The 26,554-nt window shown below is 39.6% G+C and carries 24 protein-coding genes and 1 CRISPR repeat array; of the genes, 14 read left to right on the forward strand and 10 right to left on the reverse strand.

Annotated elements, in window-relative coordinates:
- Positions 1-68: 68 nt before the first annotated feature.
- The 7 genes from NST13_RS15100 to NST13_RS15130 all read left to right on the forward strand — a co-directional run bounded on the left by NST13_RS15100 (position 69) and on the right by NST13_RS15130 (position 10,052).
- On the forward strand, positions 69-1,310 hold the full coding sequence (locus NST13_RS15100; RefSeq protein WP_342580957.1) for a flippase: 1,242 nt from the start codon (positions 69-71) through the stop codon (positions 1,308-1,310).
- Between the two features lie 75 nt (positions 1,311-1,385).
- Positions 1,386-1,787, forward strand: a complete 402-nt coding sequence (gene tagD / locus NST13_RS15105) for a glycerol-3-phosphate cytidylyltransferase (protein ID WP_342580958.1) — start codon at positions 1,386-1,388, stop codon at positions 1,785-1,787.
- A 200-nt stretch (positions 1,788-1,987) separates the two neighbouring features.
- The gene (galE, locus tag NST13_RS15110; protein WP_342581872.1) at positions 1,988-2,974 is read left to right on the forward strand and encodes a UDP-glucose 4-epimerase GalE; all 987 of its coding nucleotides are present in this window, start codon (positions 1,988-1,990) and stop codon (positions 2,972-2,974) included.
- Between the two features lie 124 nt (positions 2,975-3,098).
- A complete protein-coding gene (locus NST13_RS15115) occupies positions 3,099-4,385 on the forward strand; it encodes a nucleotide sugar dehydrogenase (RefSeq protein ID WP_342580959.1) in 1,287 nt (428 codons plus the stop codon).
- Between the two features lie 279 nt (positions 4,386-4,664).
- Entirely contained in the window at positions 4,665-5,024 is a 360-nt protein-coding gene (locus tag NST13_RS15120) for a hypothetical protein (RefSeq protein ID WP_342580960.1), read from the forward strand.
- A 445-nt stretch (positions 5,025-5,469) separates the two neighbouring features.
- Positions 5,470-6,888 carry a transposase gene (locus NST13_RS15125; RefSeq protein WP_342580961.1) on the forward strand — a complete coding sequence of 473 codons (1,419 nt, stop codon included), beginning with the start codon at positions 5,470-5,472 and terminating at the stop codon, positions 6,886-6,888.
- A 307-nt stretch (positions 6,889-7,195) separates the two neighbouring features.
- Positions 7,196-9,088: direct repeats of the CRISPR family, unit length 32 nt; unit sequence GTTGCATTACATGTAATTGCGTGGATTGAAAT.
- A 28-nt stretch (positions 9,089-9,116) separates the two neighbouring features.
- Positions 9,117-10,052 carry an IS66 family transposase gene (locus NST13_RS15130; RefSeq protein ID WP_342581873.1) on the forward strand — a complete coding sequence of 312 codons (936 nt, stop codon included), beginning with the start codon at positions 9,117-9,119 and terminating at the stop codon, positions 10,050-10,052.
- A 100-nt stretch (positions 10,053-10,152) separates the two neighbouring features.
- Here the strand turns inward: NST13_RS15130 and NST13_RS15135 are convergent, their stop codons facing one another.
- The 4 genes from NST13_RS15135 to NST13_RS15150 form a co-directional block, all read right to left on the reverse strand.
- The gene (locus NST13_RS15135; RefSeq protein WP_342580962.1) at positions 10,153-10,617 is read right to left on the reverse strand and encodes a hypothetical protein; all 465 of its coding nucleotides are present in this window, start codon (positions 10,615-10,617) and stop codon (positions 10,153-10,155) included.
- A gap of 127 nt (positions 10,618-10,744) precedes the next feature.
- On the reverse strand, positions 10,745-12,031 hold the full coding sequence (locus NST13_RS15140; RefSeq protein ID WP_342580963.1) for a DnaB-like helicase C-terminal domain-containing protein: 1,287 nt from the start codon (positions 12,029-12,031) through the stop codon (positions 10,745-10,747).
- Positions 12,032-12,204: 173 nt separating this feature from the next.
- Positions 12,205-13,122, reverse strand: a complete 918-nt coding sequence (locus tag NST13_RS15145) for a hypothetical protein (protein ID WP_342580964.1) — start codon at positions 13,120-13,122, stop codon at positions 12,205-12,207.
- The gene (locus NST13_RS15150) at positions 13,119-13,493 is read right to left on the reverse strand and encodes an ORF6N domain-containing protein (protein ID WP_342580965.1); all 375 of its coding nucleotides are present in this window, start codon (positions 13,491-13,493) and stop codon (positions 13,119-13,121) included. Before NST13_RS15150 ends, NST13_RS15145 begins: the two co-directional genes overlap by 4 nt.
- Positions 13,494-13,883: 390 nt before the next feature.
- On the opposite strand from NST13_RS15150, the gene NST13_RS15155 reads away from it, so the two are divergent.
- The gene (locus tag NST13_RS15155) at positions 13,884-15,194 is read left to right on the forward strand and encodes a nucleotide sugar dehydrogenase (protein ID WP_342580966.1); all 1,311 of its coding nucleotides are present in this window, start codon (positions 13,884-13,886) and stop codon (positions 15,192-15,194) included.
- The gene (locus NST13_RS15160) at positions 15,182-15,391 is read left to right on the forward strand and encodes a hypothetical protein (RefSeq protein ID WP_342580967.1); all 210 of its coding nucleotides are present in this window, start codon (positions 15,182-15,184) and stop codon (positions 15,389-15,391) included. Before NST13_RS15155 ends, NST13_RS15160 begins: the two co-directional genes overlap by 13 nt.
- 399 nt (positions 15,392-15,790) lie before the next feature.
- Here the strand turns inward: NST13_RS15160 and NST13_RS15165 are convergent, their stop codons facing one another.
- The 5 genes from NST13_RS15165 to NST13_RS15185 all read right to left on the reverse strand — a co-directional run bounded on the left by NST13_RS15165 (position 15,791) and on the right by NST13_RS15185 (position 20,621).
- Positions 15,791-16,606: a DUF3800 domain-containing protein gene (locus tag NST13_RS15165; RefSeq protein WP_342580968.1), complete on the reverse strand. Its 816-nt coding sequence runs from the start codon at positions 16,604-16,606 to the stop codon at positions 15,791-15,793.
- 777 nt (positions 16,607-17,383) lie between these two features.
- Complete coding sequence (locus NST13_RS15170; RefSeq protein ID WP_342470234.1) at positions 17,384-17,596, reverse strand: helix-turn-helix transcriptional regulator; 213 nt, start codon at positions 17,594-17,596, stop codon at positions 17,384-17,386.
- Positions 17,597-17,607: 11 nt separating this feature from the next.
- The gene (locus tag NST13_RS15175) at positions 17,608-18,237 is read right to left on the reverse strand and encodes a DUF2975 domain-containing protein (protein ID WP_342580969.1); all 630 of its coding nucleotides are present in this window, start codon (positions 18,235-18,237) and stop codon (positions 17,608-17,610) included.
- Positions 18,238-18,261: 24 nt separating this feature from the next.
- Positions 18,262-18,456: a DUF4177 domain-containing protein gene (locus NST13_RS15180; protein WP_342470232.1), complete on the reverse strand. Its 195-nt coding sequence runs from the start codon at positions 18,454-18,456 to the stop codon at positions 18,262-18,264.
- Positions 18,457-19,046: 590 nt separating this feature from the next.
- Positions 19,047-20,621 carry a zinc ribbon domain-containing protein gene (locus tag NST13_RS15185; protein WP_342580970.1) on the reverse strand — a complete coding sequence of 525 codons (1,575 nt, stop codon included), beginning with the start codon at positions 20,619-20,621 and terminating at the stop codon, positions 19,047-19,049.
- Between the two features lie 516 nt (positions 20,622-21,137).
- Here NST13_RS15185 and NST13_RS15190 point away from each other — a divergent pair.
- Positions 21,138-22,319, forward strand: a complete 1,182-nt coding sequence (locus NST13_RS15190; RefSeq protein ID WP_342580971.1) for a YHYH domain-containing protein — start codon at positions 21,138-21,140, stop codon at positions 22,317-22,319.
- A 131-nt stretch (positions 22,320-22,450) separates the two neighbouring features.
- On the opposite strand, the gene NST13_RS15195 is transcribed toward NST13_RS15190, so the two are convergent.
- Complete coding sequence (locus NST13_RS15195) at positions 22,451-22,939, reverse strand: sigma-70 family RNA polymerase sigma factor (protein ID WP_342580972.1); 489 nt, start codon at positions 22,937-22,939, stop codon at positions 22,451-22,453.
- 304 nt (positions 22,940-23,243) lie between these two features.
- On the opposite strand from NST13_RS15195, the gene NST13_RS15200 reads away from it, so the two are divergent.
- The 4 genes from NST13_RS15200 (at position 23,244) to NST13_RS15215 (ending at position 26,420) form a co-directional block, all read left to right on the forward strand.
- The gene (locus NST13_RS15200; protein ID WP_342580973.1) at positions 23,244-23,738 is read left to right on the forward strand and encodes a competence protein ComK; all 495 of its coding nucleotides are present in this window, start codon (positions 23,244-23,246) and stop codon (positions 23,736-23,738) included.
- A gap of 270 nt (positions 23,739-24,008) precedes the next feature.
- Positions 24,009-25,715 (forward strand): phospho-sugar mutase, encoded by a 1,707-nt coding sequence (locus NST13_RS15205; RefSeq protein ID WP_342580974.1) that lies wholly within the window; start codon positions 24,009-24,011, stop codon positions 25,713-25,715.
- A 217-nt stretch (positions 25,716-25,932) separates the two neighbouring features.
- Positions 25,933-26,289: a hypothetical protein gene (locus NST13_RS15210; protein WP_342580975.1), complete on the forward strand. Its 357-nt coding sequence runs from the start codon at positions 25,933-25,935 to the stop codon at positions 26,287-26,289.
- Positions 26,280-26,420 carry a hypothetical protein gene (locus NST13_RS15215; RefSeq protein WP_342580976.1) on the forward strand — a complete coding sequence of 47 codons (141 nt, stop codon included), beginning with the start codon at positions 26,280-26,282 and terminating at the stop codon, positions 26,418-26,420. Before NST13_RS15210 ends, NST13_RS15215 begins: the two co-directional genes overlap by 10 nt.
- Positions 26,421-26,554: the final 134 nt, after the last annotated feature.

Below are 26,554 nucleotides of genomic sequence, written 5' to 3' on the forward strand. Positions count from 1 at the left end.
ATAATTACTAAACAAAAATAGATTTGGAGTTTAAAGATTTGTAATTAATAAGGAAAAGAATGATAGTTATGTCAGATAAGAGAAGATTAATTGAAAATTTTTCAGCATTAACTATTATGCAATTTTTGAATTATTTACTCCCCTTTATTACTCTTCCATATCTTGCACGTGTTTTGACGATAGAAGGATATGGTGTTTATATTTTTTCTCAGTCATTTATTCAATATTTTATAATATTAATAGATTTTGGTTTTGATTTATCTGGAACTAGAGAAATATCGATAAATAGGAATAATTCAAAGAAATTGTCGGAGATTTTTAGCTCTATATTAGTAATAAAATTTATTTTAATGATAATATCTTTTATATTTTTAGTTATATTAATTATCTTTGTGCCAGGAATTAGAGAATATTGGTATGTGCATTTATTAATGTTTTTAATGGTTATTGGCAATTTAATGTTTTCAATATTTGTGTATCAAGGATTAGAAAAAATGAAAATTATAACAACTTTAAATGCTGGCATTAAAATTTTTTTTACAATAACAATTTTTATTTTTATAAAGGATCAAAATGATTTGCCATTAGTAGCACTATTAAATTCCGTAGGATATTTAATAGTGGGAGTATTGTCGTTAATTATTATTACAAAAAATACTAGTATAAAATTTAAAATTCCTTCAAGGGAAAATTTAATAAACCAGTTAAAATATAGTTCTCAATTCTTCTGGTCTCGTATTGCTGTTTCCATGTATACTACAAGTAATACTTTTGTAATCGGATTGATTTTGGGACCAGTGGCTGCAGGATTTTTTGGTACTGCGGATAAGTTATTTAGAGGTGTGGTTAGTTTGTATCAACCATTAAATAGCGTACTCTATCCGTATATTGCACATAGTAAAAACATTAGCCTCTATAAAAAATTATTTAAAATATCAACTATTTCAAATATTTTTATTGTATTGTTAGTGTTTTTATTTTCGGATTTTATAATTAATCTTATTTTTGGAGAAGGTTATGGTGAAAGTGCAGTATTATTAAAAATGTTCATGTTTGCTGCTATCTATATGATGCCTAGTATATTAATGGGATACCCGTTGTTAGGGGCTTTAGGTTATACAAAGGAAGTAAATAATAGTGTAATTTTTGCATCAATTCTGCATGTACTTCTATTATTAGCATTCATACCAATTCTCTCAGTAAAACTAGTAGCATGTTTAGTAATAATAACTGAACTAATTGTATTTATATACCGCTTTTATTTTGTTAAAAAGTATTGCTTATTAGATACTAATAAGTTGCTACCTTAATTTAAGACATAATATTTTTGTATCAATTAATTTTGCTTTTTTGGGGAAATAACAATAAAGCTTGGGGGAAAAAAATTGAAAAGAGTTATAACTTACGGAACATTCGATCTTCTGCATTACGGACATATAAATCTGCTAAAAAGAGCAAAAGAATGTGGAGATTATTTAATTGTAGGTTTATCAACCAATGAGTTTAATGAACAAAAAGGTAAAAAGTGTTATTTCTCATATGAAGAAAGAAAAAAGTTGCTTGAGGCTATTCGGTATGTAGACTTAGTAATTCCGGAAAAATGTTGGGAACAAAAGATTGATGATGTTATTAAATATGAGGTAGATACCTTTGTTATAGGTGATGATTGGAAAGGAAAATTTGACTTCTTAAAAGAATATTGTGAAGTTATATATTTGAGCAGAACACCTGAAATATCAACTACAAAAATAAAAGAAGAACTAGGATTGAAATCGACAAAAATGTAATTAGTGTAAACTTAGATTTTTACATTACTAATTTACTTTGAGCTTATTGAGTATGCCTCCTTTTTTGCATTAGAGGAGGTGTGATTTTTTATATTATTTGGAATTTTATATAATTTCATTTATATTATTCTATTACTTTTATAACATATATTATTACTATGAATTAATCTTTCACATTATTAATGATGGGGTTGAATATGGTGAAACTATTAGTAACAGGTGGGGCAGGATACATTGGTTCACATACATGCGTTGCTTTAATGGAACAAGGATATTCTTTAATTATAGTGGATAATTTTTCAAACAGTAAACCTGCTGTATTAGATAAACTTCGGAAGTTGAATGATAATTTTGTTTTTTATAATGTGGATGTGACCAATGAGGAAGCGTTGGAGCGGGTTTTTGCCGAGCACGATATTGATGGTGTTATTCATTTTGCCGGTTACAAGGCGGTCGGTGAATCTGTTACAGAGCCTTTGAAATATTATATGAACAATGTTGGAAGCACGATGATTTTGGCAAAGGTTTGCCAAAAGTACAATGTGAATAAATTTGTGTTCAGTTCTTCCGCAACCGTTTATGGCGAGAATCAAGTGCCATTTAAAGAGGATATGAAGTTATTGCCGACTACCAATCCATATGGCGAAACAAAGGCCATGAGTGAACGGATTTTGATGGATGTGGCAAAGGCGAATCCGAAGTTTGCTGTTTCCATTTTAAGATATTTTAACCCGGTCGGTGCCCATGGGAGCGGGTTGATTGGGGAAGATCCGAACGGGATTCCTAATAATTTGATGCCATATATTACAAAAGTGGCAAAAGGCGAGTTGAAAAAGTTGCGTGTGTTTGGAAATGATTATCCAACTCCAGACGGTACGGGCATTCGGGATTATATTCATGTGATGGATTTGGCAGAGGGACATGTGGCGGCGTACAAACATTTGACAGAAGGTGTGCATATATATAATCTCGGAACTGGAAAAGGGACAAGCGTGTTGGAGTTGGTGCATGCCTTTGAAAAAGCGAATAGCATCAAAGTGCCATATGAAATTGTAGAACGCAGACCGGGCGATATTGCGATTTGCTATGCGGATGCTTCCAAAGCTGAAAGAGAATTAGATTGGAAAGCGAAACGGGATATTGTTGATATGTGCAGGGATGCGTGGAGGTTTGAAAATTTAACATAAGTTATTATTTCTCTTGAGAGACATAGAGAATAGTACAATTAAAAAGTTCTTTTCTTGTTTTGTATTAATATTCATTTTTATAACCATTAATAATATTTTTAGATATTAAAAGGAAAGATTTAAATTGAAAATATGTACCATTGGCTTGGGATATATAGGATTACCTACTTCCATCATGTTCGCAAAACATAATGTTGAAGTAATAGGTGTAGATATAAAAGAAGAAGTTATTAATTTGTTAAATCAGGGTGTAATCCATATAGAAGAACCAGGCTTACAAGAAGCATTAAATGAAGTAATTGAAAAAGGCACTTTTAGGGCAAGTATAAAACCTGAAAAGGCAGATGCTTTTATTATTGCTGTTCCTACGCCAAATAATGATGACACTTATAAATCTTGTGATCTTACTTATGTATTAGGTGCAGTAAAATCAATTATCCCCTATTTAGAAAAAGGAAATGTAGTAATTGTTGAATCGACGATTGCGCCTAGAACAATGGATGATTATGTAAAACCATTAGTTGAAGAAAATGGTTTTACAATCGGAGAAGATATTTTCCTAGTACATTGTCCGGAACGTGTATTGCCAGGACAAATCTTACATGAACTAGTTCATAATAATCGAATTGTTGGGGGAATTACACCTCAATGTACTGATGCTGGTGCTAAAGTATACAGTACTTTTGTTAAAGGAGAAATCATAAAAACTGACGCTAAAACTGCAGAAATGTCAAAGTTGATGGAAAATACATTTAGAGATGTCAATATTGCGTTGGCTAATGAACTGGCGAAGATTTCAAATGAACTTGGAATTAATGCATTAGAAGTAATTCAAATGGCGAATAAGCATCCACGTGTGAATTTGCATAGCCCTGGTCCTGGAGTTGGCGGACATTGTTTAGCGGTTGATCCGTATTTTATTGTTTCAAAGGCACCTGAAACGGCAAAACTAATTAATTTATCTCGAGAGATTAATAATTCGATGCCGGGCTATGTGATTGAAAATGTTAATAAAATAATGCAAACGATAAATGGAAAGAAAATTTCAGTATTAGGACTAGCTTATAAAGGTAATGTTGACGATATTCGAGAAAGTCCCGCAATGGATATTTATCATGAGTTGTTAAACCAAGGGAATTACGAAGTTTGCGCATTTGATCCGCATGTTAAAGCTGATTTTGTATGTAAGAACCTTTCAGAAGCACTTTATGAATCAGACTTAATGCTTGTATTAACGAATCATAATGAATTTAAAGTACTTGATAATGAATTGATAAAAAATATGAATCATCAAATTATTTTTGATACGGTTAATATTGTTGATAGTTCATGTTTGGATGAAGAAATTGAATATTATAATTATGGAAATTTATTCGAATTTGAACAAAGAAAACAATTGGTGGAAAAATAATTTTGTAACAATCAAAGTAGTACAAACCATAAGTGAAGGTTTGTGCTACTATTTTTGTTGAATATTTTAAGCAATGACTATAAAGCATATATGGTGTAGGTTTTTAATTTTACTCTTATATAGGATAATAAGTTATTTATTGAAATTTTTAGAAAATTAAGTATAATGATAATTGATGGACTGATTGAATATAATGGAGGTGAAAATAGAATATCGAAGTAACCATATCAATGATTAAAATCAACCATCTTTTGAAGCTGAAAAAGGAGGAATAAAGTGATGATGTTGATTCCAGAAGAAAGAATGAATATCATTAATGAAGTTTTGAGGCTATCAAAGGAGAGGGATTATTATTGGGAGATTTTGAAAAATGAAAAACATGTGATTCCACCTGATACAAGAGAGCAATGTTTGGAAGCTATAGATGAATATAAAACAAGGATTTTTGAGTATCTGGCATCTTTGAATCGTGAGGATTTATTGTTTATTATGGAGTTGGTAAATATTGTTGAGAAAACATTGGATCTCGAGATGCTTGATGACTATATTCCGAACGAAGTCATTGCGCAGTTGCTATCTGTTCTTGGAGATTTCCGTACATATTTAGAAAAAGGCCTTGAAAAAATCTTAGTAAACTAGCAATTTTTCATGCATTGGATGGAGTGCAAATTTATTATGGCATTTCAATAAGATTTCGACATTCATACATAATATCATTGAAGCTACTGAATACCGGGAGCAGAGAAGCCGGGTGTAGTAACCTCACTAGATAAATTTTATTCTAACGGTTAATGCACCTTTTGAGAAACACAAATAGTGAATAGGAAAATCAAAAGTGAATGGCAGTGTTTCAATTGCTCTTGACGATATGACATTTGAAAAGAAAACATGGATGCCGCCTTCCAAAACAGAGGCGGTTTTTTCGTAAGATGAGAAAATATGAAGAATCTAAAATGTAAAGTCAAATAAGTCCTTTATAAAAGTTTAAAAAATAGATTATGTGTTTTCTACAATTAAAAATAGACTGAACAAAGAATTTGATGGATAATTATGTAAGGATGGATCAAAGTTTGGGGTGAAACGATTGATTTCTACACGGAAATTAAAACTGGCAATCGTATCAGACAACAAAAATGAAGCCTATTCCTTTATCCGCAACGAAAACAGAAACCAAAATCGGGCCTTGAATGTTGCTTATAACCATCTCTACTTTGAATATATCGCTCAACAAAAAATCAAACAGAGCGATCAAGACTACCATGAACACCTGGAAAAGTACAAGACACGAGCAAAAGAAAAGTTCGATAATCTTATTAAATTAAAAGAATCGGCTGCAGATGAGAAAAAGATTGAAAAGGCCCAAAAAGATTATGAAAAAGCGCAAGAAAAAGTATACAAAATCGAAAGGGAATACAATCAAAAGGCGGCAAAAATCTACCAGGAAGCGGTAGGGTTAGCGAAACAAACACGCGTTAGGAAGGTAATTGAACGCGAATTCGATTTGCATTATGACACGTTGGATCGTATTACAAGCAAGGTGGTTTCCGATTTCAACACAGATTGCAAGATGGGATTATTAAGCGGTGAACGGAGCCTGCGCAATTACAGAAATACGAATCCTTTGATGGTCCGTGCGAGAAGCATGAAGTTGTATGAGGAAAACGGTGATTTTTATATCAAATGGGTGAAAGGGATAACGTTTAAAATCATCCTTTCCAGAGGCAGTAAGCAAAAGGCGAACATCAACGAATTGAAATCGATGTTATCCCGAATCATTGAAGGTACTTATAAAATGTGCGATAGTAGCATTAGCGCTGGCAAAGATTTAATTTTGATTCTATCAGTCAATATTCCTGTAAACAAAGAACACACATTCATTCCGGGCCGTATCGTTGGGGTGGATTTGGGGTTGAAAATTCCGGCTTACGTTTCATTAAATGATGTTCCGTATATTCGACGAGGAATAGGTAGTATTGACGACTTTTTAAAAGTTCGTACAAAATTGCAGAGCCAACGCAGACGACTACAGAAAGCATTGCAAAGTACTCGAGGTGGGAAAGGCCGAGAGCGTAAATTGAAAGCATTGGAACGGTTAAAAGAAAGAGAGAAGAACTTTGTTAATACCTATAACCATTTTCTGAGCAAAAAGATTGTGGAATTTGCGGTAAAACACCATGCGGGCATCATTCACATGGAAGAATTGAAACTAGACCGTTTGAAACACAAATCATTGTTGCGGAATTGGTCTTATTATCAGTTGCAGAACATGGTGGAATACAAAGCGGAAAGAGAAGGGATAGCGGTTTATTACGTGGATTCCTCTTACACTTCCCAAAGATGTAGTCAATGTGGGAGCTTAGAAGAAGGGCAACGAGTGGATCAAGAAACATTTATCTGCAAGAATTGCGGATTTAAAACCAATGCGGATTACAATGCGAGTCAGAATATCGCCAAAGCTGAACCGTTGAACATTGAAAAGAGAAAAGAAGAAGCAGAAGTTTAGACAGCAATAATGGAGAAATCCGTTATTTGCTCGGTCGTATTTCCGGCCGTAGGGGGAGGGCAGGCATTGGGAAAGAGCCGTTACTACCACTCCCCAAAGGGTTAAGCCTTAGTGTTGTGTTACCGCTAAGGCAATCCACGCTAAAAATGCAATATGTGGTGCTAATGTGAAGTGAACATGATTTTACTGGAAGATTAGCACCGAAAACCGAACATATTAAGTTGAGGTTTATAAGTAATTCATCATTACTTATATGTAAATGTTTGTTAATTAAATATTAAAATTAACTATTTTTTGATGAAAATGGCAGTTGCATTACATGTAATTGCGTGGATTGAAATAACCGTAGTGGTAGATTTTTCAAACATACACTCTGTTGCATTACATGTAATTGCGTGGATTGAAATAAAGGTGCGAATGGAATCACTTATAGGTAATTCAGTTGCATTACATGTAATTGCGTGGATTGAAATCCCAAGGGGGGATTAATTTCGCCCTTTGGCATGGGTTGCATTACATGTAATTGCGTGGATTGAAATTTTTTCCAGCGCCTGTATTTGAGCTTCCAAATCTGTTGCATTACATGTAATTGCGTGGATTGAAATAACGATAAAAAACGCTTGACGTCTTAGCTGTATCGTTGCATTACATGTAATTGCGTGGATTGAAATACATGGATACTCTCGATTCAAAAAAATATCAAAGTTGCATTACATGTAATTGCGTGGATTGAAATAGCTAATGCGCCAACTATTATCACAGCTGGTATTACGTTGCATTACATGTAATTGCGTGGATTGAAATAGTCGTTAAGAAATGGACAGGAACTTACAAACTGTTGCATTACATGTAATTGCGTGGATTGAAATAATAGGTGTACGTGCTGGGGTTGGCCATGCAACAATGTTGCATTACATGTAATTGCGTGGATTGAAATGCTATTTTTAAGTTTTAAATTTTCATTTTCCGGAGTTGCATTACATGTAATTGCGTGGATTGAAATACAATAATCACCCCCATAAATTAGTACCAAGTACCGTTGCATTACATGTAATTGCGTGGATTGAAATATTAAAAGTAGTACCATGTTTAATTGTATAAACAGTTGCATTACATGTAATTGCGTGGATTGAAATAGTGTCGTACAAGCTTCGAAGGTATTCATTTTGCACGTTGCATTACATGTAATTGCGTGGATTGAAATTGGCATAATGAACAAATAAATCTATATACTCAAAATGTTGCATTACATGTAATTGCGTGGATTGAAATCATTTCTTTGCGCATATCTCTTAATGTTAAGCCGGTTGCATTACATGTAATTGCGTGGATTGAAATTCCGGTTCGGTAGATTTTAAAATTGATTTTGAAGTTGCATTACATGTAATTGCGTGGATTGAAATTTTCAATTCTAGAAATTCATTTTTTGTGTCAACTGTTGCATTACATGTAATTGCGTGGATTGAAATTCCAAATCTCACTTTCTACTAATTTACGAGAAATGTTGCATTACATGTAATTGCGTGGATTGAAATGATATGGTCACAAATATTACATTTCGCAAAATAAGCGTTGCATTACATGTAATTGCGTGGATTGAAATCATCTTTTGTCGTTGTGACATCGCATTCAGCGCGTTGCATTACATGTAATTGCGTGGATTGAAATGGCTTTTGAAACATACCCAAGTGACGAAAAAAAAGTTGCATTACATGTAATTGCGTGGATTGAAATAGCAACTTTACGTGTGTAAAATGCGATCGCTTCTGTGTTGCATTACATGTAATTGCGTGGATTGAAATTTTAATCGCATTTGGCCGTCGTTTAGCATTGAGGCGTTGCATTACATGTAATTGCGTGGATTGAAATACTAAATCCGTACCATTTACCACGCCGTTTTTGATGTTGCATTACATGTAATTGCGTGGATTGAAATTGTAGTGTTTGTATCGTTCATAACATACGTGTATGTTGCATTACATGTAATTGCGTGGATTGAAATCAGCTTTTTCAGTAAATTTGGCATAACGTCTACGTTGCATTACATGTAATTGCGTGGATTGAAATATTTTTCCAAACAAATCGGCGCCAACAATGACTACGTTGCATTACATGTAATTGCGTGGATTGAAATATGAGAACCTCGAACATCATTTCGCGAACCTCTAGTTGCATTACATGTAATTGCGTGGATTGAAATATTCCACCCTTTTCGATATTTTTGAAATATAAAGGAATGGCATCGTTATGGTTTACTAACCAATGATAAAAACCTATCAAACTGGGTGATTCGCACGGCAGAAGATTGGCTTCTTCCATTATATAATCGAATGAAAGAAACCCTCATGAAAAAATCAATTCTTCATGTCGATGAAACCTATGCCCAAGTATTGAACCGCTCAGATGGAAAGCCAGCTCAATCTAAAGCTTACAACTGGGTGTTCCGTAGCGTTGCTTCCCAAGGACCGGCAATTGTTCTGTTCCATAGTGCTTTATCCCGTAGTCGGGAAATTTTGACTGACTTTATGAAAGGCTTTAAAGGGACGATTATCTGCGATGGATATTCTGCATACCATGATGTACCAAATATTCATTTTGCCAACTGCTGGGCTCATGTTCGTCGATACTGGTTAAAAGCCGAAAGTAAAAATGGACGGATTGGTGTCGATTATTGTGATCGACTTTACCGCCTAGAACGGAAATTTAAGAAACTTCGGCCGAGCGAACGGAGAAAAGCTAGACAAAAAGAGTCCAAACCTATTGTCGAGGCATTTTTCAAATGGATTGAAGAATCTCCTTTCTATGGGAAGAATGCCCTTGCCAAAGCTGCGGAGTATACATTGAAGCACGCCGAAGGTCTAAAAGCTTTTCTGTATGATGGGCGCATTGAAATGGATAACAATCCAGCTGAAAATGCGATTCGCCCAAATGTCATTGGACGTAAAAATTGGCTGTTTTCCGTCAGTGAATCGGGAGCCGATGCGAATGCCATCTGTTTAAGCTTGGCTGAAACGGCAAAAGCGAATGGCATTGATTTTTATCAATACCTAGTGAAAGTATTGTCGGAACTCCCAAGTTTACCAATCCATCAACAGCCAAAAATATTAGATTGCTATCTACCATGGTCGAAAACCATTCGTGAATCATGTGCAATAGCAAAATAGCCCTCAATCCGAAAAACTTGGGATTGTAGGGCTATTCGTTGTGCGTACCAGAAGGGTGCGCATTTTTTATTTATCTCCTATATTTCGGGCTTACAGTAAGTTAACTCCCTCCCCCCTCCAACGTACAAACATAAACCGGGAATTTCACATACTCCTTCATCAGTTCCCGGAATGTGCTTGTCCGTTTTGTTTCCGTATTGTAGACTCCCATATCCATCATCTTGTTGTAAGCATCGATCACTTTCCGCACTTTTTCCCCAAAAAGTTGGTAGTGGAGGAAGGCGGCTTCTTCCGGGGTTTTGGTAAAGTAAAAATCGTAGAGATGGCCGTTCCGTTGAATGGCATATAATTTGATTGGCCGCATTTGCAATACATCCCGTCTTTTTATTTCCTGAAATTTCTCATATTCTTCCGGGGTCAATTCGATTTCGTAGAGCTTTTCGATCTTGTCCTCCAATGTGACTTTCTTTTTCTGCAACGCATAGTAAATGAAATGGGCGATGTAAGGTTCATCATATATGAGGGCATCGTGAAATAGGGAAGCAACCGTTCCTTGTTTTGTCATGTCCACCTCCCCAGTCTTTGTTTCCCCGTCAATTTCACGCGGTGTTTCTATTTGAGTTCCACGTCTCTTCCAAAATCCAGGCTTCCAATGGGAAGGGCGGCAGTAATTCCTCACGATTTCCCAAAATCTAGGCTTCCACCGCCTCCTCTGCGATTTTTCCAGTGGATTTATTGTAATAAACATAGGCTGTGCCTGTGGGACCGTTCCGGTTCTTGGCAACGATGAATTCCAGCTTTTCATAACGTGATTGGGGTTGCCGTCTTTCTTCCGGCTGCAGTTGTTCATAGTAAGCATCCCGGTACAGGATGATAATCACATCCGCATCCTGCTCGATGTTGCCTGAATCCCGAATGTCGCTCATCACCGGGCGTTTGTTATGTCTGGCTTCCACTGCCCGGTTCAGTTGGGCGAGGCAAACGACAGGGCAGTGGAAGTCTTTCGCCATTTTCTTCAGTTGGGCGCTGATGTAGGCGATGTTGAGATATTGGTTGTTGCGGTATTCTTCACAGGCGATCATTTGCAGATAATCGATGAAAATAACCGGTTTTTTGTCCGGATGTTTTTTCATCAGCTTCCGGATTTGCGCCCGCATCTCATTCACCGTGATTCCGGCGCGGTCGTCAATGTGGATGTTGGCTTTTTTCAGTTCGGAAAGGTGGTCCATCCATTTGTCTTTTTCTTCTTGGGTGAAGGTTTGAAAGGGATTCCGCATTTTGGTCCGGCTGATGTTGCCGCAGAGGGCGATCAGCCGTTCCACGAGCATTTTCCGGTTCATTTCCAACGAGAAAATGATGGGCAAATGCCCCGTTTTGCCTGTATGGAGCGCAAAGTGGTTCATTACATCCGTTTTTCCCATCGATGGCCTTCCCGCGATGATGGTCACTTCCCCCTGTCTGAAGCCGTTCATCATTTTCTTTAATTGTTTGATGTCGATGGGGATGTAGTCGCTCTCGTCTTCGGGAAAGAATGGCCGTTCTGAAAGATGGACCAAATCCTGGTCGATGCTGGTTTCAATGGTTTGGTTGCCGGTGAAGAGTTGATCCAGCTTCGTTTGGATTTGTTCGATGGGCCAGTTTTCCGCCTGGGCTTCGGCAAGGAGGGCGATTTTCTGCCGCTCCCTCCAGGCTTCCATAAGCAAGTCCGTGTATTGCTCGAATTTTTCATGATTGGCATAGGAGGCCATAGTGATTAAATAATTGGCCCCTGCCTCCCCGACCTCCACTTCGGTCAGGAGTGTCACACAGTCCGCGGGTTTCCCTTGGTTTGCCAAATGCCTCATCGCTTCAAAAATCACACGGTGGGCTTCGGAAACAAACATTTCCGGCTGGATGCCCGCTTCATGGATCAAATGGTTTTCTTTCATCATCGTGCCAAGAATGCTTTTTTCGAGCAGTTCGGTGTTCAGTGGCTGCATTTTCATCTCCCCCTTGTGTTGTATTAAAGTGGTGAAGGAGTTTTGTTTTTAGGTTTCTGTGATCATGAACAGATTCTAAACTTGGGATTTATGTATTGGTTAGGATTATCAAGATGATTAAGTTAAAATTTTATAGATTTGTATTAGGGTTAAAGATTATTTAAGTTTTAGAGTTAGGATTTAATTATTAAATTATTAGAATAACTTGTATTTTTATTTAAATAATTACTAAACGCCTGGGTGATGAAATGGTATTGTTCCATGTCGGCCTGTTGGGATTGGGTCAAAGCGCTGCCATTTGCCTTTTTTGCCATTTCGGAAGATGCATTTTCGCATTTGGCAACACTGGATTTGCCATTGTTGGAAAATCGACTTACTGATGTATGTTCGGTCAATGGATAATGCGGTTTTGATTGGCAAAGCGCATTGATTGAAAAACCATTTTTGGGATTTGGGAAAGGATTGGCATTTCCGGTCAATGGGGGATTGGCTTCTTCCGCCATTTTGCAAAGTGCATCTGTTGAAAAACCGTCTTTGGAATTTGAGCTAGCATGGGCATTTCCCGTCAAAGGGTTTTCCGGTTGGCAAAGTGCATCTGTTGAAAAACCGTCTTTGGCATTTGAGCAAGGGTGGGCATTTTCCGCCAAAGGGTTTTCTTTTTTGCAAAATCCATCTTCCAAAAATCCAATTTCAGATTTTGCAAAAGGCATTTGGCCTTTTCCGGTCAATGCATTTACATTCTTTTCCTCTGACGGAACGGTATCCGGAAAAATGTCCTTTCCCAACGTTGCGATTAACTCATAATGGATGCGATACCATTTTGTCCGGTTCAAAGGATCATCGTTCAATTCATTCGTCGAGATAATGAATCCTTCTTGTTCCAGCCTTAAAATGATGCGGACAATTTTATCTTTTGACCAGAAGGGAAATTTTCCCCGCCACTCTTCATAGGTGTGGGGAAACCAACGATGGCCGTTGAATTTGGTTTGGCACTGAAGCAGTTCTTCATGCAGTCTTTGCAGAACTATGGCTGCATCAACCCCCAGCCTGTTTGCCAGTGTCAACGAGAATGTAAGATGGGAGGCTTTCATTTTTCCGCCACCTTTCTTGCCATTTTTTCAAAGAGTTCGTTGAGCACGGTTTGCCAGTCTTCCTCGGAGCCGTAAAAGTAATGGATGCAGTTGCAATAGCCTTGCCATGCTTTCAGGCCTTTGAAGGATTGCGCGATTTTGAAGGCTCCTTGATCCGTCCAAAGGTAGAGAAGAGAAGTATGTTTTAATCCCGGAAGGTGGACGGATTTGCTCCATTCTTCAATGTCCTTTTTGGATAGCAAAAAATAGTCTTTTCCTTCCTCGAATTTTTCATTATAGCGGTTAAAAATGGTATAAATGCGGGTTACATTCGTGTGGAAGAATGTGGCCAGCTGCTTTGTGGTGATGACGTTGATGCCGTTGTATTCCATCAGAAATCCCTCCTATTGATTGGTTGTTCTATTGAATATATAGCTTCGAGGAGGTGAAAAAGAGACAGGGGTGCCAAAAAAATTTTTATACCCAAGCATCTGAGCAGCACATTCCCGGCGCGCGGCAAGGATTTCAACGCTTCCGTTTCTTGATGCGGAAGCGGATTTTTTTGCCCATTCCTCATCCTGAAATCCCCACACCTTTCCCAAAAACGTACATATGCTACAACTGTCAGCAATGTATTCAATCCCCAATCTCCTACCATATCCATCCAACCATGCTGTAACAAAGCCGGCACCTGTAATAGTTCGTCTGTTCACCACCAGTCGGACTGCGGACCTCTCCCGGAATCATGCATAAATTTGGAACTGGAAAGGTGATCTGTTTTCATGCTGTTTGAACAATTGAAAAGGAAAGAAGCGAAAATTTCCGTCATTGGATTGGGCTATGTCGGCCTGCCGTTAGCCATTGAACTGGCGAAAGTCTATGATGTGATCGGGTTTGATATAAACCAGTCAAAAATCCAAAAATATTTGGATGGGATTGATGTGACAGGGGAAGTCGGAAACGAAGCGGTGAAACAAACGGCCATCCGCTTCACTTCCGATGAAAAGGACCTGAAAGCGTGCAAGTTCCATATCGTGGCCGTCCCCACGCCCATCCATTCCGATAAAACGCCGGATTTGAATCCCATTATCCGTGCCAGTGAAACGGTGGGCAGGAATTTAGCAAAGGGATCAATTGTCGTCTATGAATCCACCGTTTATCCGGGCACAACCGAGGAGATTTGCGTGCCCATCCTCGAAAAGGTGTCGGGATTGGCATATGGAAAAGATTTCAAAGTGGGCTACTCGCCGGAGCGCATCAATCCCGGGGATAAAATCCATACGTTGACCAACACCACCAAGGTGGTTTCCGGTTCCGACCCGGCGGCGCTCCAGGAAATTTCGGCGGTCTATCGTTCCATCATCCATGCGGGGGTCTTTGAAGCGGAGTCGATCAAAGTGGCCGAAGCGGCGAAAGTGGTCGAGAACTCGCAAAGGGATATCAATATCGCATTCATGAATGAACTGGCCATGGTGTTCGACCGGATGGGCATCGACACGAAGGCGGTGCTTGAAGCGGCAGGGACGAAATGGAACTTCCTCAAGTTTACCCCCGGTTTGGTGGGCGGGCATTGCATCGGGGTGGATCCTTATTATTTCATCTATAAAGCGCAACAATTGGGGTATCACTCCCAAATCATATTGGCCGGGCGAAAAATCAATGACGACATGGGCAAGTTTGTCGGCACCAGCGTCATTAAACAATTGATCAAAGCGGAACAGGAAATCATCGGCGCCCGTGTTGCGGTGCTGGGATTCACATTCAAAGAAAATGTGCCGGATGTCCGCAACACGAAAGTGATTGATGTGATCCGCGAACTGGAGGAATATGGCATCCAACCGATTGTGTACGACCCGCTGGCAGAGTCTGAGGAGGTGTATGAGGAATATCAGATCCGTCTGGCCGGTTTGGATGAGGTGAAAGAGCTGGATGCCATCGTGTTTGCCGTCCCCCACAATGAGTTGTTGGAAACGTTCCCCCTTGAAGTGCTGGAACAACTGTATAGAAGCGGCAAAAAAGTGCTGGTGGATGTCAAAAGCGTGTTTGATCGGAAGGCGTGCGAAGAGAGAGGGTTCTTGTATTGGAGTTTGTGAGGGTGTTGGCAAGGGATGGGGTTCTGTTGGGATGGCGCTGGGTATTTTTGAAAGGGAATTGGTTAAGACGCGCTGCCCGTATTGGAGTTGATGGTGGCATTGGGATTGCCAAAGAGAAGGTTGTCGTTGTTCATTGCGCAAAAATCCGCCTCAGTCATGGGGCGGGTTTTATTGTTGGGAGGAAACCCATTGCATAGATCGGATGCAAAGGTTCAGCATCCATTGTGTGAAGTTGCAGACATGAGGGCATTAGTGGCAAGTTTCATTTGGGGAAAGGGCGTGGAGTTGGGAAAGTTCCATGCGCTTAAATAAAGTCCGGGAGTTTTTGAATTTGTTGCAAGTATTGATACATTTGGATCGATATGGACATGAATTGGGGTTGGTGAAGGGGTTGTTGGGCGGATTAGGGGAATGATTTGGTTGTATACAATATGGGGAAAAACAGGACTTGTAGAGAAATTTCAAAATCCTGGATTTGTTAGTTGTTTTTCTCCAATTTCTTGCGGCAGTGTTGAAGAATGAATTGCTTCTACTGAAGTTGATGAATAATTTGCATGCTTGATGAATATTTTATATTCAAAAATCAAAATATCCTATTAAAAATATTCAAAATTGAAATTAGAACTTATGAAAACATCTAAATATTTCTCAAAGGAGATTGATTTTAATTCATTTGAAAAGCCATTCCATTCGAATAATGTTATTGTTTTGACAAAGGATAAAAAATTTCCGCTATCATCGTTTAATAATTCCATTACCAGCTTATTTTTTTCGAAGGCTCGTTTGCTATTGGGAGGTTCATTTTGAATGATAGTCCGAACCATTCCAAGCAGGATGTCCATTAACTCTACACCATATGTAGTCTTTTTTGAAAGGTATTCCACTCGGCTTACTTTAAAATTCTCACCACGGTAGATTGATTGAATATTTAATTGGTGAAGCATTTCCTTTTTTAAATCATATTCTTTTGCTTCGTATGTATGGTCATGTTCAATGAATACTTCTGCATTTACAAAGGTGTCTTTCCCATACTTCCTAACAAGCCCATAAACAACTCGCTCAGGAAATTTAGTATATATTGTACGATCAACCACATTCTCTACATGTGGTTTAAATGGTTGAGAATTTTGTTCGATTTTATTCATATCAAATGAAATGACATTCATTTTAATTAAAGAATAATTTTTCATCACTTCATTGATAATTGTTTTTATATTTTCATACAAAGGGGTATAACCGTTGTAATCCGTCCAATGAATTTTAATTGATTTGACGATTTTATCTAGAACAGGTGCATTATATTCATAGTATTTTTTTGGGATTGAAATGGCTCCCATCAAATGTAATTTTTCGGTACTTTTTCCACTTTCATCAAAGTATATATTAATATCATAGGTTCTGCGATAACTCAAGATAATCACTCCTCTTGGAATGTCTCTTGCCAATAAATTAGTTTTCATGTATAATTGTAATACAAAGTTACATACTACTTTATGATATTTTATTGAACTGCACATGCAGTTTTCCGAATATCATATGAAAGGCACTATTGGCTAGCATATGCAGCTTGTAGTGCCTTTATTATTTCTTATTAATATAATTATATATACTGGAGCTAAGTAATACAATCTGTTGAAAAAATAATAAGGTAATAAATAGTGTTTCTGTTTCTATTTTTTGAACTAAAAAGATATTGGAATAGGTTAAATCATGTAGAAGGCCAAAAAAACCTACCCATTTGGCAAACCGATGCTATTCGGTTGTGTTTGAGATTTTGGTGGGAATTGATTATTTTAATTATTTTTTGGCCGGACCGGACTTATGGGAATGGATTAAGTACGTATTGATTTATATTGCTTATGTTGTCATCGTTCCTTTTTTGATGATGCTTTTTATTACGTTTTTTGTGAGAACTTTAGCGGAAAGGAAGCGGATGCGCAATGAAAAACCCTTTGAGTGCTAAGGGTTTTTTATTTTGTTTTTTGGGGAGATTCGCGCGGACGGAAATTATCTTAGGGGAAGATGGGGAAGTCTTGGGCAGATAGAGAATCAACTTGGGCATACAAAGTTATCCACTCGGCGGATAGATTATACACTTATGGGATAGCATCCTAAATCCCATATATCCCAACTTAAGCAAATAAAAAACACCAGGCACCCCGCAAGTACCTGGCGCTCCGAAAGCCACTTTACTCCTCATCTTCCACATATTCCAATATGTCGCCGGGCTGGCAGTTCAGGGCTTTGCAGATGGCGTTTAATGTGGAGAATCGGATGGCCTTGGCTTTGCCGGTTTTTAAATTGGATAAATTCACAATGGAAATATCGACTTTTTCAGCCAGCTCGCTTAACTGCATTTTCCGGTCGGCGAGCATCCGGTCTAATCGAACAATGATTGCCATTTTCTCACTTCCTATACTGTCGCATCATATTCTTCTTGTAAAAATGTACCATATCTAAAAATATAGCCAATCGTCCAAATCACCAATCCGCACAACAACATGCTCCAATGGATGCCGAAAAATTCGAAGGACACCGACTCCACCCACTCAACCTCTTGAAGCAAATCGGCCAGTTGGACCATTTCGTTCATGGAATAAAGGAAATAGGCGGCGATGCCTTTTATCGTCACGCTTAAAAAGAGGATGCAATAAGCGATCCATTCGATTCTTCTGCTGTTTTTCAAGGTGAAAATCTCGCCATTGATAATTGATTGAATGAATCGTTTGACGAGCAATAGAATGGCAAAAATGACACACCCATATAGCAAAGCCAGCAAGACGGAAATGACCATCAAGGTTTTATCATAATGAAAGGTGGTTTCTTCCATGAAGATTTTTAAGCCGTTGAATCCGATGGAAGCGCTGATGCTTCCTTGATTGATGAGATTTTGGATGAAGGATTCCGATGTGAACAAGGTTCCTCCCAAAAATAATAGAATCAACAAGTTGCCAATGCCAGTTAGGATCAACAAGAGGCTGAATAGAACATTCAAGACTTTAAGCAACGTTTGAAACTTTTTCGCTTTTAAAGATTTTTCCATGTTTTTCATCTCCCATGCTTCCCATTACACGTCTTTGGAAAAGATTATTTCAAAATAAGGGGTTCCACCGTAGACCGAAGTAGGCGGTGTGAAGATTTGGACCAATTCCCATCCTTCCTGTGCGTGATTTCGGATGATATCCCGGTAGTCTTCCTTTGCTTTTGAATAAAGCCCAGGCAATCCCTTTACTTCCACCCGCTCGAATTTGTACTCTTTCATTTCTCATTCCTCCTTTTCCGTTTGGTAGCCTTCAATCGAACTGTTGCGATTCATGGATGCCTCTATGGTTAACATTATACAGAAAATTTTATGAATAACAATAATCTTTTTATAAAATTCATTAATTTTTTAATGATAAACATTAAATAAAGAAGTGGGATGCAACCGCGGAGGCAACTTTGGAATTTTTCGTACATTTGGTGTAGTTTCTACTTAGGTGAGGAGTGCGGGCGGTGTCCAAGCCGTTTCCTTTAGCGGTGTATAAGCGGATGGTGAAGGGCGGGTTTTTGGAATTCCCGGAGTTTTTGAAACAACATGATTTCGTTTTTCGGAAGAGAGTCCGTTTGGAGTGGGAGTGACAGGGGAATCGGAAAGGGGGAAGGACAGCGAGTTGTGAACATAGTCTTTTGGTGCGCTTTTTCTTTTAAAACAGGGTTTTTTTGATTAGCATTTTTCGTGTCTTGAATCCTTAAGGAACAAGAGATGGAAAAGATTACCCCATGAATAATACCAAACCCCTGGACCAAACAACTTTGGCATCCTCCAAAGCCCCCAACAAAAAAACCAGGCACCATATAAGCGCCTGGCTCCTAACTTCTTCTTTCCTTTTTGATGGTATTCGATTCGATGTCGGCGATTTTGAAGAGGCCGTCGTTGTTTTGCAAGGTATATTTCTTTTGCCGTTCGTAGTACCAATCGCCTTCATCTTCGGAATGATATTCAAAGGCTTCCCGGGTTTCAATCAATACGCTGTTGTCCGAAAGAATCGCCGCATGCAAAATCTCGTTTGACAGGAAGTTGTATTGATAGCCGGCCCTATTTTGGTGGCCTTCCACAAAATTCCGATACTCTTCTTCGGCCGGGCTGCCGGGGATGAAATAATCGGCCACGTAGTCAAAGTCTGCAAGGTTGACGGCCTTTTCATAGTCCCTGCGGAAAATTCCGATCCACGTTTCCGCATCTGTCGCGGGGGACTCATAAAATGCCCGGTTGGATTTTGCATCAGGAAAGGTGATGTGAGTTGCAGACTTTGTGAGATGAAGGGTGTTGGATTTGATTTTTTCCCCGTTTTCATTGGTTGCCACTGCATAAATTTCCACCGATCCATCCAAAGGCACGGTGGTCAATTGGATTTCCTCAGCCGTTTTCTTTGTGTTTTTTCCATTTATATAAACAATCGCATCCGGGATGTCCGACGTCAATTCAACGGGTTGCAGTTTCAGATGGATGGGAAATTCATATTGTTCCCCCGATAAATACACTTCGACCTTGTCTTCTTTCACGAAATAATCGTCTTGATAGGCAATGGTGAATTCATAAGGGCCTGGGGCGAAATAGCCGACGTTGACCCGGTCCTTATCGATGGGGACGGGTTCTTTGTTTCCCACCGTGATGGTCGCGCCCAGTCCAGGGTCGGTAGTGGACACTAACGCTTTGACCGGTCTTACCCGGAATTCGTATTTTTTGTAAAAGAATAAAAAGGGTTGGTTGGAGATGGAAATGATGCGATTGCCCGATTCATCTTTGATTTCCGCTCTGCCAAGTTTTTTCGCCTCTTTCGCAGCGTGTTGCAGCTCTTCCAATATCCATTGATTGTCATGAAGATACGTATAAAAACTTTTTGGATTGACATAGGTCTTTTCCGTGTACGTGAATGCGGCGGCCAGCCGGTCAGGTTTATTTTTTTCCACATATTTAGCGATGTGGGCGGCTTGGGTTTGCGGGTTTAATGCATGTTGAATGTACAAGTGCGCTCCCGTGAGTAACAGGATCGTCAGCAGTATGGAGATGAGCGCGATATTTTTGTCTTTGCTGAGAAGGTTGCTTTGTTTCAAAGATTGGATGGCGGGAAGGACTTTGGTTTGGATGAATGTAACGGTTTTGGAAAACAGGTTGGTTTGACTTGATGTTGTGGATCTGGAATGAAATTGGCTCCGTTTCCGGATCGGTTCTTCCTGAGCTTGAGCGCCGCAATCGTTGCTGTTGTGAAGTTGGGCGATTGCTTGCCTGTATAGGGAGCGGGTTTGGTTGAACGTTCGGATTGAGTTGGCGGATTTGGCGGATGATACAGGCGCCGGATCCCGCTCAGGAAATTCCGTGCCACAACGGATACAGAATGTTTCATTGCCGTTGATGACTCTTTGACAATTTGGACATTTCTTCATGGTGAACCTCCATTCTGGCAGGAGTGCCTGGGCATTGCGGGGTGCCAGGGGAGCGCCGGTGCTTCTGAAGCGGTCCCGCAGGCAAGGCACCCCAACAAAAAGAGCCTCCCGTTCAGCATCAATTCCCACCGAAATTACATTATGAAAGTGTTTATGGATTTATTAGTAAATCAAATGGAAATTATTTGGATGAAATTTTTGTGAAGAAGTTGGTGATGAGGTATATGGAATGGGAAAAAGCAGTAATCAATGAAGAATAAAAGAGATGATTATCCCAGCAATCGTCGCCTTCCTTTTCACTATAAAGATGAGGCAATGAGTATTTGATTCATATTCTAATAAAAGGATAATTCAAACATAGATGGATTCCCTTTTTTATTATTGTCAAATAAGTACAAAATCCATAAAACTATATAGTACTTACACCATCTAGTGAAAATGGATAATAAAAGATATAATGTTATTGTAAAATAATAAAATTCAAATCCTACAATCAATCTTTGGGGTGATTAGGTTTTGAAAAATCTGTGGTGTATTGTACTAGTCATTAGTTTTTTTATTTTTTCGATAAACAATGTAAACGCCCATCCAGGTCGTACAGATAGTTCAGGTGGACACACATGTCGAACAAACTGTGAAAAATGGGGGTTACAGTACGGAGAGTACCATTACCATAATGGTGGCAGTAGTTCATCAAGCAGTTCATCAAGCAGTTCATCAAGCAGTTCATCGGGCAGTTCGTCCAGCAGTTCATATAACGATTATAAAAGTCAGGAATATAGATCGAACGAATACAATAATGGTTACTCTTCAGGTTACTCCCAAGGGGAAATGGCATATAAAGCAGGAAAGACAATAAATGATTATGACTATTCTGGCTCAGAGTATTATGAAAAAGGGTACAGAGATGGTTTTAATGCAGGGTATAATGTAGCCAAACAAAAAGAATATTACTATAAACTTGGACAAGATAAAGGTTATAACATGTTGGAGTTAAACACATTGCTAAAAAGCATTCCAAAAGACTACCAAGAATCTTTCACAAATGGATACAATGTGGGATTGGAGCAAAAAAAAGAAGAATTGAAAAAACAGGCGAAAAAACAAGGGTATGAAGATGGAACAAAACTTGTTGAAAAGAAGCCTCCATACGATGACCCTGGTTTAATCGAAATCTATAATACCCAATATAAAAAAGGGTATGAGGAAGCAAAAGAAAAAATTCAGCACGAAGCTTATGAAACGGCATATAAATTGCTTCCTATGAAATCGTTGGAAAGCGAAAATGAAAATTATAAAAGTATTTATACGAAAAGTTATGAATTGGGATATCAAGATAAATTGGCTTCAATTGAAAAAGAGGGCTATCAATCTGCTTATAAACATGATCAATTGATGGTCCCAAAAAAATATAAAAATATAAAAGTTGCAGCAGAACGGTATAAAAAAGGATTTAAGAAAAATAAAAAGGCTAAAAAAATAAAAGAAGAAGCCTATGATGATGGATTTTGGTTCATTATAAGCAATAAAAAGAACAAATTGAATGAGTATGACTATGCAAAAACAATTTATGAATTATATTATGATAAAGGAAAAAAAGCAGCGTTAGAATTATATGGGAATATCGCCTTTGTCGGTTCTCCTATAGCTGCGATCGCCGCTGGTGCGATTTACTCTCGAAAAAGAAAACTGAAGTAGGGCCGGGCATTTGGATAGTTCTCGGCCCTTCATATTATCAAACACCCAAGGAGCCGGCATCCGAAACATCCCCGTTGCACCCGTCATTGGCATCCGCAACGCATCAGCCCGTGTGCCGATTCCTTCCCATCTCACACCAGCTTTTCCCGCAACCGCTTCATAAGCCGGTCCCTCCGTTTTCTGATGGCATGGGCGGTCACACCGTATTTTTTCTCCAATTCTTCAAATGTATATCGGTAATAATAGATATCCATCAGCAGTTCCATTTCCTCCTTCGTCACCAAAGCAGCCAGTTCCAAGAACAGGTCCGGACAGCCGGATTCGCCGCTTTTCCTTTGCTTTTGATGGGCCAAAAAGGTGAGCGTGTCCTTTTCGTAGCTGGCATAGTGTGCCGCATATTGATTTTCCTTGCTCATTTCCCGGTAAATCGTGGTGAGCATCGTGCGGTAGGCAAATGGCGCAAAAGGTCCGTATGTCGGGTCATATTTTCTCCAGGCTTCCCATAAGGCAACCGTTGCACAATGGCGGTAATGCTCATGGTTTTTGTAGATTTTCGCTTTTTTCATCACGCTGTAAATCATGGGCGTATATTGTTCGAGCACTTGATCAAAGGTTTCCATTCCACTTCTCCTGCGTGATCAGCACTGATCCAATATTCCCGGGTGCTTTTATCGTAAGAGAAGCGGCCCATTTTTTCGAATCGGCTATTCCGGGGATTCTCCAATGGTATCCTGGGGATTGCTCCCAACCAACTTTATCAAATTATAGAAAATTTACAAAATTCTATATTTTATATTGTATTTTTTTGTTTATAATGTATAATTTTACTTAAATATAGGAAAAACGTTTCATGACCTTTATCATCCTTTAGGGCAGTCCTATATTTTCAAAATTGGTGAGGCAACTGACTATAGGGGGGATTGAATGAACAGGAACGGAATCAGTGAAATTGATGTCATGAAGAATTTCAATGTTTTCGCGATTGCTCCTTTCTATAATGAAGTGCATTCATCTCAAATTTTGACCTACGATTATGGGAATTTTGCTTCGGTGAAGAACGTGTATCAACTGTTGGATGACATTTGCATTTATTTCGGATCCGATTTGAACGGCCGGCTGAAATCGGCCCGGAGAATCTTGAGGATCCGGAAAAATCCGCCGCTTGTCATTTCAGAAGAACGGGAAATTGTTGCAATGCAATTGCCGTGTGCGGGTTTCCGCGAACCATTATGGGCGATTGATATGGGCTTTGATGTGAAGCCGGTCGATAAGAACCACTGTTATGTCATTTTTCGGAATCATGAACGGTTCCTCATCAGGTTATCCGCGGAAAAAGTGTGGGAAAGAAGAAGACTCGCCTTGGCGCTTTTGTATGAAACGAAGTACGTCACCGGCAAGCCGAGCTTTATCAGTTTATAGAGGGTTGGATACATATTTTTGTTCGGATACATACATTATTTTTTTATGGCTGCAACTCCGGGTTCGATATTGTCAACATCCGCCGATAACTTCATAAAAAAGGCGGATATGTTCATAAAAATTGTTATTATCTCCCATTCATATATTTTTTGCTTTGCTTGGTAACCAACCTACCCTTCCAAAATGCCAATTCTGCCTGTCGGAATTGGCATTTTACATTTTCTGTGCCATAATAAATACCATGAATTTGCCGATTGGAGAGGTGTCGCAATGAACTTTACGGAACTTTATCAACAATGGAGAAATGAAGAATTGCCCGACAATTTGAAAGAGGAATTGAATCGGATTGAGGGGGATCCGGCGGCGATCGAGGACCGGTTTTATCAACATTTATCCTTTGGAACGGCCGGGATGCGCGGCGTTCTTGGGGCCGGCACGAACCGGATGAACCTTTTTACCATCCGTCGGGCTGCGGAAGGATTGGCTTGTTATATCGAATCAAAAGGGGAAGAAGCGAAAAAGCGAGGCGTGGTCATTGCCTATGACACACGGCATTTTTCCAAAGCGTTCGCGGTGGAGACGGCCCGGGTGTTGGGGGCGCATGGAGTTTCTACTTATGTATATAAGGAACCCCGTCCAACGCCGCAATTGTCTTTTACGGTCCGGGCGTTGAATGCCTTTGCCGGGGTGGTCATCACAGCGAGCCACAATCCGAAGCAGTACAATGGTTTCAAAGTGTATGGGGAAGATGGGGCGCAACTGGTTCCGTCAGCGGCAAAGGAAATTGTGCGCCATATGAAAAAAATCGAAAATCTCTTTGGCATTGAAGCGGCCGATGCGGAAGTGCTGGAAACACAAGGCTTGTTGCATTGGATTTTGGAAGAATTTGATGAAGCGTATTTGGAACGGTTAATGACATTGAAAGAAAGAAGCGACTTGGATTTCGGGCTTCATATTGTATACACGCCATTGCACGGGACAGGCTACGTGCCGGTGACGGGAGGATTGCAGGCTTTTGGATTTGCGAATGTGCATGTGGTGGAAGCCCAGGCGAGTCCGGATGGTTCATTTCCGACAGTGGCTTATCCGAATCCGGAAGAGCCCGCCGCCTTTGAGTTGGCGATGGAGCTGGGGCAAAAGACGGGAGCGGATTTGTTGCTTGCAACGGATCCGGATGCCGATCGCCTCGGGGTGGCCGTTTGGAACGGGGAGCAGTATGTGCTGTTGACGGGAAATCAACTTGGGGCGCTGTTGTTGCATTATTTGCTGGAGACGAAGAAGGAGCAGGGGACGTTGCCGGAAAATGGCGCGATGGTGAAAACGATTGTGACTTCCGAAATGGGTGCGGCGATTGCGCGGAAGTACGGTGTTGAAACGATCAATACGTTGACCGGGTTCAAATATATTGCCGAAAAGATTGAAGAGTTCGAGAAAACCGGTGCGCATACGTTTGTGTTCGGCTATGAGGAAAGTTACGGATATTTGATTGAACCTTTTGTCCGGGATAAGGATGCGGTCCAGGTGGCGATCAAGGTGGCGGAAATGGCGGCCCACTATGCAACGAAAGGGAAAACGCTGCTTGATGTGCTCGAGGATCTGTATAAGGAGTTCGGTTATTACCGGGAGGCTTTGGTATCCAAAGTGTTTGAAGGAAAAGACGGACAAGTTGAGATGCGCGCCCTTTTGTATGGATTGCGTTCGCATTTGCCGAAGGAGATTGCCGGTGTGCCGGTTGTGAGGGTGGAAGATTATTTGAGCGGCACGGCCCTGTTGAAAGATGGCTCCACTGCGGCGTTGGCATTGCCTCAGGAAAATGTGCTGAAGTTTGTGTTGGCTGATGAATCATGGGTGACCATCCGCCCGTCCGGAACCGAGCCAAAATGCAAGTTTTATTTTGGCGTAGTGAAGGAAAGCAAGGAAGCGGCGGAGAAGCGGCTGCAAGAGTTGACTGGCTGGTTTCAACATTTCATAAGTTAAGAAAATCGATGCCTGGCGATAGAGATGCCAGGCATTTTCAATTTTGGAAAAGGAATTTATTTTCCAAAAGAATATTGACAAATTTTTATCGCGATTGACAATTTTTTAGAAGAACTGTCCATTTTTTCTTGTCATATGTTGCTTTATGACTAAGACCGTCCTTGTTTCATCACGTTTCTTCCATTCCACTGAGCAAAATTATGATGTTTCCAGGGGAGTGTGTTCAGAGAATCCCCATCAATCCTGTCGAATAAGAACAGGAAAAGCCGGTTGCCGAAATATTGGACCTATCAAATTTTTCGCAGATTCTTATGTGCATGCGATTGCATTGAAAAATGGCGTCATTGTCGGGGAATTAAAAGCCCATTTGGATGTGGATGAAAAAACGGTGAGTCATGATCCGTTCCCAATCGTTAAGGAAAGAGGAAGAGAAATAACTCCTCAATATGCTTATACAAAGAATGGCCATCTTGTAGTGGAACAAACCGTTGGGGTCTATGAAAAAGCATCATTCGAGTTGATCCCAAGGGAAGGAACAACCATCTATCTGTTAGATGGAAAAATGTGGATCTGAACAAAATTGATTACAGTTCCTTAAGAAAATATAATGGGGAAATTTTGGATTCCGGTTTCCATGCCATCATTGTGAAAGATAACGCGATTGTTGGAGAAATGATTATTGATATTGCAGTGGCAGTATCGTGAAGAAAATAGGCGTGGATATTGAGGTAATCACACAGGGCAACAGCCATAGGGAAAATCTTACAAGCCCATTGCTGTAAAAAAACATTCATTTATTTTTGAGGCAGGGTGCCTGGTACTGAAGTTGGTGCCAGGCA

Origin of the sequence: Ureibacillus sp. FSL W7-1570 (assembly GCF_038593265.1) — a bacterium.
Classification (GTDB): Bacteria; Bacillota; Bacilli; order Bacillales_A; family Planococcaceae; genus Ureibacillus; species Ureibacillus suwonensis.